10 protein-coding genes are annotated in these 11,906 nt (G+C 76.8%); 6 read left to right on the top strand and 4 right to left on the bottom strand.

Annotated elements, in window-relative coordinates:
• Positions 1-64: 64 nt before the first annotated feature.
• Both ACSNOD_RS21035 and ACSNOD_RS21030 read left to right on the top strand, forming a co-directional pair.
• Complete coding sequence (locus ACSNOD_RS21035; RefSeq protein WP_436768546.1) at positions 65-1,195, top strand: N-acetylglucosamine kinase; 1,131 nt, start codon at positions 65-67, stop codon at positions 1,193-1,195.
• 395 nt (positions 1,196-1,590) lie between these two features.
• Positions 1,591-2,595 (top strand): hypothetical protein, encoded by a 1,005-nt coding sequence (locus ACSNOD_RS21030; RefSeq protein WP_436768545.1) that lies wholly within the window; start codon positions 1,591-1,593, stop codon positions 2,593-2,595.
• Positions 2,596-2,716: 121 nt separating this feature from the next.
• Here the strand turns inward: ACSNOD_RS21030 and ACSNOD_RS21025 are convergent, their stop codons facing one another.
• Both ACSNOD_RS21025 and ACSNOD_RS21020 read right to left on the bottom strand, forming a co-directional pair.
• A complete protein-coding gene (locus ACSNOD_RS21025; protein WP_436768544.1) occupies positions 2,717-3,841 on the bottom strand; it encodes a lactonase family protein in 1,125 nt (374 codons plus the stop codon).
• A 172-nt stretch (positions 3,842-4,013) separates the two neighbouring features.
• Positions 4,014-5,570, bottom strand: coding sequence for an FUSC family protein (locus ACSNOD_RS21020; RefSeq protein ID WP_436768543.1), 1,557 nt, complete (start codon positions 5,568-5,570; stop codon positions 4,014-4,016).
• 217 nt (positions 5,571-5,787) lie between these two features.
• On the opposite strand from ACSNOD_RS21020, the gene ACSNOD_RS21015 reads away from it, so the two are divergent.
• Together ACSNOD_RS21015 and ACSNOD_RS21010 are read left to right on the top strand one after the other, a co-directional pair.
• A complete protein-coding gene (locus tag ACSNOD_RS21015) occupies positions 5,788-6,285 on the top strand; it encodes an Lrp/AsnC family transcriptional regulator (protein ID WP_436768542.1) in 498 nt (165 codons plus the stop codon).
• Between the two features lie 301 nt (positions 6,286-6,586).
• A complete protein-coding gene (locus ACSNOD_RS21010) occupies positions 6,587-7,507 on the top strand; it encodes a D-alanyl-D-alanine carboxypeptidase family protein (RefSeq protein ID WP_436768541.1) in 921 nt (306 codons plus the stop codon).
• A gap of 78 nt (positions 7,508-7,585) precedes the next feature.
• On the opposite strand, the gene ACSNOD_RS21005 is transcribed toward ACSNOD_RS21010, so the two are convergent.
• Positions 7,586-8,008, bottom strand: coding sequence for a secondary thiamine-phosphate synthase enzyme YjbQ (locus ACSNOD_RS21005; RefSeq protein ID WP_436768540.1), 423 nt, complete (start codon positions 8,006-8,008; stop codon positions 7,586-7,588).
• Between the two features lie 187 nt (positions 8,009-8,195).
• Here ACSNOD_RS21005 and ACSNOD_RS21000 point away from each other — a divergent pair, with 187 nt between their 5' ends.
• Positions 8,196-9,290, top strand: a complete 1,095-nt coding sequence (locus tag ACSNOD_RS21000) for an NAD(P)-binding domain-containing protein (RefSeq protein ID WP_436768539.1) — start codon at positions 8,196-8,198, stop codon at positions 9,288-9,290.
• Between the two features lie 60 nt (positions 9,291-9,350).
• On the opposite strand, the gene ACSNOD_RS20995 is transcribed toward ACSNOD_RS21000, so the two are convergent.
• On the bottom strand, positions 9,351-10,784 hold the full coding sequence (locus ACSNOD_RS20995) for a peptidase C39 family protein (RefSeq protein ID WP_436768538.1): 1,434 nt from the start codon (positions 10,782-10,784) through the stop codon (positions 9,351-9,353).
• Between the two features lie 211 nt (positions 10,785-10,995).
• On the opposite strand from ACSNOD_RS20995, the gene ACSNOD_RS20990 reads away from it, so the two are divergent.
• A complete protein-coding gene (locus tag ACSNOD_RS20990) occupies positions 10,996-11,607 on the top strand; it encodes a uridine kinase family protein (RefSeq protein ID WP_436768537.1) in 612 nt (203 codons plus the stop codon).
• Positions 11,608-11,906 lie beyond the last annotated feature (299 nt).

Raw genomic sequence — 11,906 nt, 5'->3', positions numbered from 1 at the left:
CGTGGGGGCGGCGCGGTGGGCGTCGTGGGGGCGTCGTGGGGGAAGAGGCGGGAAGGACACCGCCATGGCACCGACCGCACATCCGCCCGCGCACCCGCTTCCGCACGTACTCGCCGTGGACTCCGGGGGCTCCGGCCTCCGGATCGCCCTCGCGCCGGCACGGACACCGGCACCGGCACCGGCGCAGACATCCGCGTACGACCCGGGGCGACCGGTCGAGGAGTTCCCCCGCCGCGTCCTGACCTCGCCCGAGGCCACCCGTACGGGGGCGCGCGGCATCGACGCCCACCATCTGCTGGAGCGGCTGTTGCCCGCCGCCCGGGCGCTCCTGGCCGAGGTGGGGCAGCCGCCCGTCGCGGCCGTGGCCGTGGGCGCGGCCGGCATGGCCACGCTCGGCGACGACCTGCGGGCCACGCTCCCCACGGTGCTCCGGGCCGAGCTCGGCGCCACCCGTCTGGCGCTGGCCACGGACGCGGTGACCGCGTACGCGGGGGCCCTCGGCCACCGGCGGGGCGTCGTCGTCGCGGCCGGCACGGGTGTGGTCGCGCTCGGGGTGGACGCGGCCGGCACGGGCTGGCGCCGCGCCGACGGCTGGGGCCATCTGCTCGGGGACAGCGGCGGCGGCGCGTGGATCGGGCGCGCGGGCCTGGACGCCGCCCTGCGCGCCCACGACGGCCGGGCCGGCGGCTCACCCCCGCTCCTGGCGCGGCTCAGGGCCGTGCTCGGCCCGCCGGAGGAGCTGCCGGCCCGGCTCTACCCCCGCGCCGACCGGCCCGCCGTCCTGGCCTCGTTCGCCCCGGAGGTGGCCGCGTGCGCGGCGGACGACCCGGTCGCGGCCGGCATCCTGCGCACCGCGGCCCGCCACCTGGCCGAGGCGGCGGAGGCCGTCCGCCCCGCGCCCACCGGTGAAGACGGCGGGACCGGCGAAGGCGATGAGAGGGGTGACGGCGGTGACGGGGGTGGCGCCCGCGCGGACAGCTGGCCGATCGGCCTCACGGGCGGCCTCTTCCGGATCGGTGAGCCACTGCTCGCCCCGCTGCGCGAGGAGCTGGCCCGGCGGCTGCCGGGGGCGCGCTCCGTCACCGCCCCGGGGCAGCCGCTCGACGGCGCCCTCCGCATCGCCGCCGCGCTGGCCACGGACTCCCTGCGGCTGCCCGTCGACGGCCGACTCCTGTGGATCACCGACGGAACCTGACCGGTCCCGCGCGACGGCGCCCCGACCCGGCCACCCGCCGACGGGACGCGGAAAGCCCCGGGGAAGCTCGGGCCGGACCAGTCCACCGCCTGCCCCGGGCGCGCCCCGGCACCACCCCGGACCAACCGCTCGACGGCGCCCGCAGGGCACCGCCGGCGCATCGCGGCCTGGGGAATCGCGGCCCGGGCAGCGCTGCCCGGAAAGCGCCTCCCACCTGCCGCGTCACCGGTCCGCACCGGCGCGGCCCGCGGCGCGGGCGCACCTTCGCGCGCCCACCCTGCGCGCCCTCTCCACCACTTTCAGTTGATCATGATTATTGGATAAACGGGACGGATCACCCAGGTCCGGCCCCTCCCCGAACGGGCGCCCCCTTCCAGGCATTAACATGCGGCGCCATGAGCACCCCCACAGGTCCCGCAGCCGGCCTGCCCGTACGAATGCCGCGTCCCCGCCAGCCGGGGCGCCACCGCCGACCGGAGCCGCCGGCGGCGCCCCAGGGGGCGCCCGCGCTGGTCCTGGCCGTGCCCGGCACGCCGGGGCCGGCCGTCCGGAGCCTGGCGGAGGAGACGCTGAGCATCGCCCGCTCCGAGCTCCCGGGCCTGGACGCGCGGATCGCGTACCTCGACGGCGCCGGCGACGAGTTCCCGGCGCTCGGCTCGGTGCTGGCGCGGACCGCCGCCGAGCGCGCCGCGCGCGCGGCCGCCGCCCGCGAGGCCGCCGCCGCCCGTGCGGCGGATGCGGAGGGCGCCGGCCCGGCCGACGGCACCGAGGGCGTCGAGAGCGGCCGGAGCACCGAGAGCGGCCCCTGGGCCGGGGCCGCCACCGACGGGCCCGTGGCCGTGGTCGTGCCGCTGCTCGCGAGCCCCCACCCCGAGCTGATGGCGCGGATACGCCGGGAGGTGGTGGACAGCGGAATAGCCGCGGAGCTCACCGACGTGCTCGGCCCGCACCCCCTGCTCGCCGAGGCCGTGCACGTCCGGCTCTCCGAGGCCGGCCTCGCCCGCGCCGACCGCGCCCGGCTGTTCACCGTGACCACGGCGGCCGACGGCATCGTCCTCGGCACCGTCGGCGGCGAGGAGGCGGCGCAGGCCGCCGGCATCACGGGCATGCTGCTCGCCGCCCGGCTGGCCGTGCCGGTGCTGGCCGCGGCCCTGGACGTGGAGGGCTCCGTGGCCCGGGCGGCGGCGCAGCTGCGGGCCGCGGGCTCGACGCAGCTGGCCCTCGCCCCCTGCGTGATCGGCCCCGAGGCCGCCGAGGGGCTGCTCAAGGCGGCGGCCGACGAGGCGGGCTGCCCCTTCGCCGAGGAACTCGGCGCCTACCCCACGATCGGCAAGCTGGTGCTCTCCCTCTACGCGTCGCTGCTGGGCATCGCCCCGCAGACGGCCGCCCCGATGCGCTGACGCGGGCGGCCCGGGCGGCGGACGGCTGACGAACCTCCCCGAGGGGCGGTGGACCACACGGTCCACCGCCCCTCGGGCGTTGTCGCCCGCACGCGCCCGGCGCGACGCCGACCGAAAGGACTTAGGGCCCGGACGAGCCCGACTCCCGTACCGCGGCGGTGGGGCCCGGGCCGAAGACGACGCAGGACGCGGCCGGCACCGGAAGCGAGCCGGCCGGGCGGGGCACGCCCGTCGCCGGGTCCAGGTCGAACCAGGTGACGTCGCCGGAGCGCTCGTTGGCGGCGTACAGCCGGTCCCCCGTCGGCCCCAGGGTCAGATGCCGCGGCCAGCGGCCCCCGCAGGGCACGGCCGTGACCGGCTCGGGGAGGCCGTCGACCGGCGAGAGGGCCAGGACGGAGAGCGTGTCGGGGCCGCGGTTGGCCGTCCAGGCGAAGCGGCCGTCCGGCGCGATCACCACCTCGGAGGGGAAGACGGGCCCCCGCCCCTCCCCCGGGGGCACCACCGCGACCTCCGCGGACACCGTCAGGCGGCCCGTGGCCGCGTCCCACCGGCACACGGTGAGCGTGGGGTCGAGCTCGTTGACGACGTAGAGCAGATGGCCGCGCGGGTGGAACGCGAGGTGCCGGGGGCCGCTGCCGGGGCGCAGCCGCAGCTCGTGGTGGACGCGCAGCGTCCCGGTGGCGGGATCGAGGACGCACACCCGTACGGAGTCGGTGCCGAGGTCCGCGCTGAGCAGGAAGCCGCCGGTGGGGTCCGGCAGAACGGCGTGGGCGTGCGGGGCGCCCTGCCGCTCGGGGTCGGGCCCGGCGCCGCGGTGGCGCAGCACGTCCGAGGGCGCCCCGGGGGCGCCGTCGGGGCGCAGCGGCAGCGCGGAGACGCTGCCGGAGCCGTAGTTGGCGGTGACGACGTGTCCGCCGGCGAGGGCGAGGTGGGTGGGCGCGGCGCCGCCGACGGGGACCGCGGGCCCGAGCGGCACGGGCGGGCCGTCGCCGTCTCCGGCGCCGGCGTGGGTGGCGAGGGCGGCGACGGCGCCGTGGTCGGTCTCGCTCACGGCGTAGAGCACGTCGCCCGCCGGCGAGAGCGCGAGGAAGGAGGGGTCGGCGACCGCGTCCGTGCGGTGGCGCGCGGTGAGGGCGCCGGTTCGGGGGTCGACGTCGGCGGTGACGATGCCGTGGCCGCCGGCCGAGGTGAACGATCCGATGTACGCCCGTGATCGGGTGTACGTCCGTGCTTCCGTGCCGCCCACGCCGGCTCCCCTCCGCGTCCCGCGCGCCGACGCGCGCGTCGGGGGCAGTATTCCGCCCCGCCCGAACGGCGCGCCGCCCGGGGCCCGCGCCCCGGTCACGCTCGGGCCACGGTCACGCGCGCCCGGCCCCGTACGCCCCGCCGTACGCCCCGGCGCGGCGGCTCCGCTCCGCTCAGGGAAGGGCCAGCGGCGCCCGGGGGTGGCTCTTGAGCGGGGCGGCGAGGCGGGTGAGCGCCGTCTCCAGGCCGTGCAGATGGGCGAGGGCCCGCTCGGCGCCCGGGTGGTGGTGCGGGGCGGCGTCGAGGGCCGCGAGGGCCTCCCCGGCCTCCGCCCCGGGCGCCACCAGGCTCGCCACCGCGGCCTCCACGCGCTGGCACGCGGCCGTGAGCCGGGCGTCGTGCGACGCGTCGGGGTCGGCGGCCACCTCGGCGAGGCCCCTGACCTGCCGGGCGCAGTCGTCGAGCAGGGCGAGCACCTCGCGGGCGCGCGCCTTGCGGGCCGCGAGCGGGCTGAGCGGGTGGACCAGGGGCGCGAGCGCGGCGCGGACCCGGCCGAGGAGGAGCTCCAGCTCGGCGACGCGGGGCGAGGGGTCGGCGCTCTCGTCGCCGGCCAGCCGGCGCGCGGCCTCGGCGGCGCACTCCCGTACGCAGAGCAGGGCGCGCCGAATCCAGGCGTCGGTCGCGGCGTGCGTGGTGACGGGCAGGACGAGGACGACGGCGAGGGCCGCGGCGAGCGCGCCGACCGCGGTCTGCTCCAGCCGCAGGGCGAGCAGGCCGGGGTGGAGCACGCCGAGGAGCCCGTACAGCAGCCCGGCCATGATCGTCACGAAGAACATCATCCAGCTGTAGGACGGGCCGGCCGTGTAGAAGATCCCGAAGACGCAGACGGCGACCAGCGCGGCGGTGGGCGCGGGCGCGCCGTGCAGCGGGACGGCGACGAGCAGCCCGAGGGCGATGCCGCTGACGGTGCCGACCACCCGCCGGAAGCCGCGCACCAGGGTCTCGCCCCGCGAGGCGGTGTTGACGAAGATCCACCAGGCGGTGCCGACGGCCCAGTACCAGCGCTCGTGGGAGACCGCCTGGCCGACGGCGAGGGCGAGGGCGCAGGCCAGGGTGCACTGGACGGCCTGGCGGGTGGTGGGCCGCGCCAGGGCCCGCTGGGCGGGCAGCACGGGAAGCGCGGTGGGCGGGGTGCGCCGCTCGAAGCACCACAGGCCGAAGCGGACGGCGGAGGAGACCGCGAGCGCCGTGGCGATGGCCGCGTACAGCTCCGGCAGCTGGCCGGGGACGGCCTGGAGGAACTGGGTGGCGAAGAACATCATGAACGCGAAGATGCCGAGCGCGTGGCCGCGCGGGCCCCAGCGCCTGGCGTAGACGCCGACCAGCACGACGGCGAGGAACGCGCCGTCGCGCACGGCGGGCAGCCCGTGGAGGGCGGCGGCCAGCGCCAGCACGGGGAAGCCGACGACCGGCAGCAGCGCGGTGGTGACGGCCTGGCGGCGCACGGTGGGGTCGCCGACGGTGAAGAGCGCGAGCAGCGCGGCGAGCCCGCCGGTGATGGACGCGGCCAGGGACAGACCCGCCAGCTCCACGGCGGCCACGGCGAGGCCGATGCCGAGCACGGCGCGCGCGGAGGTGCGCAGGCGCAGCCGGCCGGGGTCGGGGGCGACGAGGGTACGGCGGAGGCGGCTCAGGCGCCCCCCGCTGGTCTGCGGCGAAGACTGCGGCACTGCGGTGAACCCGCTCCTTTCCGAGGCGTGCGGACATGGCAATGGCGCTGCGGGGGTACGGATGCGGCTTCCTCGCCGTCCGACGCAGCCCAACGCAACGCCATGAAGGTCTACAGGAAAGCATCCGTCGCCACACTGGCTCAAGCGATCACGAATTCACTGGGCCATTGGTACAGTGCGACGGGGATCGCACCGACCGCGAGGAGGCCGTTGGCCCATGGCCGTGGACGAGCTGGACACCAAGATCCTGCGGCTGCTGCTGGCGGAGCCGCGCACCAGCGTGCGGGAGTACGCGCGCCGGCTGGGCATCGCCCGGGGCACGCTCCAGGCGCGGCTGGACCGGCTGGAGCGGGACGGGGTCATCACGGGCACGGCGGTGCGGCTCTCGGCCGCCGCGCTGGGCCACCCCGTGCTGGCGTTCGTGCACATCGAGGTGACCCAGGGCCATCTGGAGGAGGTGGGCGACGCCCTCGCCGAGGTGCCGGAGATCATCGAGGCGTACTCGATCACCGGCGGCGGCGATCTGCTGACCCGGGTGGTGGCCCGCGACAACGCGCATCTGGAGGACGTGATCCAGCGGCTGATCCGGCTGCCCGGGGTCGTGCGCACGCGCACCGAGATGGCGCTGCGGGAGCGGGTGCCGTACCGCATGACGGAGCTGCTCCGCTCCGTCGAGCGGAGCGCGCGCGAGCAGGCGGCGCGCCGCGCCCGCTGAGCGCCTCTGTTCGCCTGTTCGCCTGTTCACCGCGGGCCGTTCCTGCGGCCGGCGCGGGTCACCCGAACGCGGTAGCGGCGTGGGCCGCGCGGTCAGCCGTCCAGGCGGTGCCGCGGGGCGGGCACGGCGCACGGGGCGGTGGCGACGGCGCCGCCGGTCGGCGGTGTCCCACGGGCGCGTGGGCGCCCTCCGACCCCTCTCCGGGCGGCCGTCGAGGGGCCGTTCGGCGGCCCTGGGGCGGCCCGGCCGAGTGACATCATGCGCACGCCTGATCCGAATTCAAGGAACGGAGTGTGCGTCCATGGCGATTGAGGGCAGATCGGTGCGCCGCTGGGGAGTGGCACTGGTCTCGTCGACAGCCGTGATCGCGGTGGGGCTGCCGGCCGGTACGGCGCGGGCCGCGAACGGGCCGGGCGACATCGCGGCCAAGGGGGCCTTCCTCCTCGACAGCGGGGCCAACCGCGCCCTGTGGGGCAAGGGAGCGGACACCAGGCGGGAGATGGCCAGCACGACCAAGGTGATGACCGCGGTCGTGGTGCTGGACTCGCGCGGGGTGAATCTCGACCGCAAGGTCACCGTGAAGAAGGAGTACCGGGATTACGTGGCCCGGCGGAAGGCGAGCACGGCGGATCTGCGCGCCGGCGACCGGTTGACGGTGCGTCAGCTCCTGTACGGGCTGATGCTGCCGTCCGGCTGCGACGCCGCGTACGCGCTGGCGGACGCGGTCGGCTCGGGCGCCACGACGAAGGCGCGCACCGCTTCGTTCATCTCCCGGATGAACGCCAAGGCGCGCTCGCTGGGGATGACGAACACCACGTACGACTCCTTCGACGGCATCTCGCAGGGCGGCCGGAACCGCACCACGCCCCGCGACATGGCCAAGCTGGCCCGGCACGCGATGGGCAACCGCACGTTCGCCGCGGTCGTGAAGTCCGCGAGCACCAAGCAGCGGACACCCGACGGCCGGCGCACCTACACCTGGTACAACACCAACAAGCTGCTGGGCTCCTACAACGGGGCCATCGGCATCAAGACGGGGACCGGCAGCGCCGCCGGGCCGTGCCTGGTGTTCGCCGCCAAGCGGGGCGGCCGCACGATCGTGGGGGTCCTGCTGAACGACGCCAACCGGTATCCGGACGCCAAGAAGATGCTCGACTGGGCCTACGGGCAGCGCACCGCGGTGCAGTGGCGCGCGCTGCCGCGCGAGGCGCAGCGGGACTGACGGTCCCCGGCACGGCCCCGTACGGGTCCCGGCGGCCCGCGGTCGGCCGGGACCCGTAGGCGGCAGCGGAACGGGCGCTCAGCCCAGGAAACTCAGCCGCACCTGGCGGTCCGGGTTGTCGCGGTTCGTGTCGACCAGGCAGACCGACTGCCAGGTGCCCAGCTCCAGCCGTCCGCCGACGACGGGCAGGGTCGCGTGCGGCGGGACCAGCGCCGGCAGCACATGGTCCCGGCCGTGGCCGGGGCTGCCGTGCCGGTGCTGCCAGCGGTCGTCGGCGGGCAGCAGCGAGTGCAGCGCCGCCAGCAGGTCGTCGTCGCTGCCGGAGCCGGTCTCGATCACCGCGACGCCGGCGGTGGCGTGCGGCACGAAGACATTGAGCAGGCCGTCGCGGCCGCCCGCCGCCTCGCGCAGGAACTCCGCGCAGCGGTCGGTCAGATCGAACACCGTCTCGGCCGAGCCGGTCCTGATGTGGATCGTGCGGGTGGTGAAGGCATCGGACATGCCCCCATCGTCGCGCATCGGGCGGGCCGGCGGAGGGCCGAGGGCATCGTGGGCCGGCAGGGGCCCGGCACCGAGGGGCCGGCCCGGGAACAGCGGCGGCCCTCTCCCGGAACAGCCCCCTTCCCGAGCCTTCCGGGAACAGCCCCCTTACGGGAAGAGCGCCGCCCTCCCCGGTGTTGGTGGAACCGTGAACCACATCGGTGGGGCCGTCTCGCCCCGGGAGATCGAGGTCGCCGTGATCGGGGCGGGCCAGGCCGGCCTCTCCGGCGCCTACCACCTGCGGCGCTCCGGATACGAGCCGGAGCGGGACATGGTCGTGCTCGACCACGCGCCCCGGCCGGGCGGCGCCTGGCAGTTCCGCTGGCCGACCCTCACCTACGGCCGGGTGCACGGCATGCACGCGCTGCCCGGCATGGAGCTGACCGGCGCAGACGCCGAGCGCCCCTCGGCCGAGGTGATCGGCGAGTACTTCGCCGCCTATGAGCGCGCCTTCGACCTGCGGGTCCGGCGGCCGGTCCATGTGGCGGCGGTGCGGGAGGGCGGCGCCGGGCGGCTGCTGGTGGAGACCTCGGCCGGGACCTGGGCCGCCCGGGCGCTGATCAACGCCACCGGCACCTGGGACCGGCCGTTCCTGCCGCGCTACCCGGGGCAGGAGTCCTTCCGGGGCCGCCAGCTGCACACCGCCGACTACCCCGGGCCCGAGGCGTTCGCCGGCCGCCGGGTGATCGTCATCGGCGCCGGCACCTCCGCCGTCCAGCACCTGCTGGAGATCGCCGAGGTCGCGGCCGAGACCACCTGGGTGACCCGGCGCGAGCCGGCCTTCCGGGAGGGGCCCTTCGACGAGGAGCGCGGGCGGGCGGCCGTCGCCCTGGTCGAGGAGCGGGTACGGGCCGGGCTGCCGCCGCGGAGCGTGGTCTCCGTGACGGGGCTGCCGATGACGGAGGCGGTGCGCCGGGGCCGGGAGTCCGGGGTGCTCGACCGGCTGCCGATGTTCCGGCGGATCACGCCGGAGGGGGCCGAGTGGGCGGACGGCCGGGTGGTCGAGGCCGACACCCTGCTGTGGGCGACCGGCTTCCGGGCCGCCCTCGACCACCTGGCCCCGCTGCGGCTGCGCGAGCCGGGCGGCGGCATCCGCCTGGCGGGCACCCGGGTCGTGCGGGACCCCCGGGTGCACCTGGTGGGCTACGGCCCGTCGGCGAGCACGATCGGCGCCAACCGCCACGGCCGCGCGGCCGTGGCCGAGCTCCGCGCCTTCCTCGCCGGCGCGACGGCGGCGGCCTGACCCCGCTCCCCCGGGCCGACGTGGGCCCGGGTCGGGTGGCCCCCGGCCGGTCGACCCCGGTCAGCGGATGCCGAGGCTGCGCAGCGCCCGGCGCTGGCGGGGAGAGGGGTCGGCCGGGAAGTAGAGGTAGCAGACCCCGCCCGTGCCGCTCTTGACCTGGCCGGCCGCGTCGTGGCGCTTGGTGCGCAGCCAGATGTTCTCCCACTGGCGGCGGCGGTAGACGCGGCGGACGGAGGGGTTGTCCGGGGCGGCGGGGTCGTTGGCGATGACGTCGCCGTCGGGGGTGAAGCCGATGACGGTCATCAGATGGCCCGCCGTGCCGTAGCCCGCGCCGTCGAGCTCCTCCTTGCGGAAGGACTGCGAGGTGATCACGGGGATGCCGGCCTGGACGAGGCGCTCCAGGTCGCCCAGGGAGCCGAGGCGGGTGACGATGCCCTGCAGATCGGGGTAGGTGGCGGCATAGGCGGCGTTGAACGGCCAGTTGCCGCAGCCCTTGTACTGGTAGTCGTAGGTGAAGCGGGCGGCGTGGCAGACCTGGGGGTCGGCGTAGGCGGGGTTCACCCAGGCCAGGTCCTCCGCGCTGGGGCGCCGCCCCCAGTACTCGATGATCATCTGCGAGGAGGTGGGGCTGCACCAGGCCTCGCCCCCGTTGTCGTACTCGGGGTACTGGCCGATGTGGATGTTCTGCGAGTAGCGCGGCACGGGCAGCTCGTGCCCGCCGGGCAGGCCGGGCGTCGAGGCCGGGACGGTGAAGCGGTCCGGGACGTCGGAGGCCATCGCGCCCACCCGCCACACGGTGGGCGTCCGGCCGCAGCCGGGCTCGCGGTGGAGGGTCAGCCGGATCTGATGGGCGGTCATCCGCAGCCCGCTCGCCGCGTCGTCGACGGCGAGGGTGTCGGTCCAGACGCTGCTCCTCCCGTCGCTCTGGCCGTCGACGGAGGTGCGCCGGATGTCGGCGTCGCCGGAGGCCCAGCGGCCCATGGTGTACCAGGGGGTGGCGGTGCCGTCGCCGTAGGTGCCGCGCAGTTCGATCCGCAGCCAGGTGCCGGGCGGGGTGTGGGCGTTCCACGAGCAGATGACCTCGGTCGCCGGGATCGCGCCGCGGTGCACCGGGGAGGTCCAGCCGGCGTACTCCCAGACGGCCGTGCGGCCGGTGTGCGGGTCGGTGTACTCCACGCGGCCCGCCGGCCGCCCGATGACCAGACCGGGCCGGGCGCCGCCCACCACATGGGTGCCCATCGAGGTGCCGTGGCACCAGTCGGGATACGTGGTCCAGGCGTGGTACTCCACCGCGGGTACGCCCTTCGGGAGGCTGGAGCGGGGCGCGGCGCCGGGCTCCGGGGCGACCCGCGCGGCCGGTTCGGAGGAGGAGCCGGGGGCGGCGGCCGGCTCCCGCTCGGCGGCGGCGGCGAGCGCCGAGGAGGTCGCGGCCGTGCCCGCCGCCGCGAGCGCGGCGGCCAGCACGGTGCGCCGGGGAGGGGTGGGTCTGGTCATGGCGGGATTCCCCCCGTCTGCTGAGGTGGGGTGGGGTCGGGGCCGGTCCACGCGCCCCGCGGCGCGCGGCGGTCGCCCGCCGGCGCGCGCACGGCGGTCGCCCCACTATCGCCGCTCGGACGGCTCCACGGCCAGAGTCCGGCGCGCGCGTCGCTCCGACGGGTCGGCGCCGCGGCGAGTCCCGGGACAGGGGGAACGTAGGGTGACACGAGTGGACTCCCCCACCTCATCCGGCCCCGCGCCGGCCCTCGTGCGCCGCCTCGCCGCGGAGCTGCGGGCCCTGCCGCCGTCCTGCGGCCCGGTCCGTCTGATCGCCGTGGACGGCCACGCCGGCTCGGGGAAGAGCACCTTCGCCGGGCGGCTGGCGGCGGCGCTCGGCGGTGCGCCCGTACTCCATCTGGACGACATCGCCACCCATGACGAGCTGTTCGCCTGGACGGGTCGCCTCCGGGCCCGGGTGCTGGAGCCCCTCGCCCACGGGCGCCCCGCCCGCTACGCCCGCTACGACTGGGTGGCCCGGCGCTTCGCCGAGGAGCGGGAGATCCCGCCCGCGCCGGTGGTGCTGATCGAGGGCGTGGGGGCCGGCCGGCGGGCCCTGCGCCCGTTCCTGGCCCGGCTGATCTGGATGGAGCTGGACCGGGAGACGGCCTGGCGGCGGGGCCGGGACCGGGACGGTTCGGCCCAGGCCGCGTTCTGGGACGGCTGGATGCGCGCGGAGCGGGAACATTTCGCGGCCGACCCCAGCAGGCCCTTCGCGGACCTCCTGGTGCTGAGGGGGCCGGTGGGGTACGAGATACGCCAGGGGCCTGCTGCGATCGCATGATCGGCCCTTTTTCTCACTCTCGGTCACCATGGGGGGAGTCCTGGACTGTCCCGGTTCGGCGGACCCGCGCCAAGTGCCCCAACTCGGCTTGACCTGGGGGCCGTACAGGTCTTACGTTCTCAATGTGCGGTCTTTCGGGATCGCCCGCGGACGCGAAGCCCCCGGTTGTTCCCCCGTGATCGGGGGCTTCGTTCTGCGCCCGAGCGCGACGAAGCGGCCATTTCGGACGCCCCACGGCATCACTCCCTCACCCTGGGTGACCACCACCGCGCCGCTCCCCTCCCCACCCCGCCGGGCCC

Origin of the sequence: Streptomyces sp. URMC 123, from assembly GCF_051386515.1 — a bacterium.
Taxonomy (GTDB): Bacteria; Actinomycetota; Actinomycetes; order Streptomycetales; family Streptomycetaceae; genus Streptomyces.
Note: the sequence above shows the minus strand (reverse complement) of the source record. Positions and strands in the feature narration are given on the sequence as shown.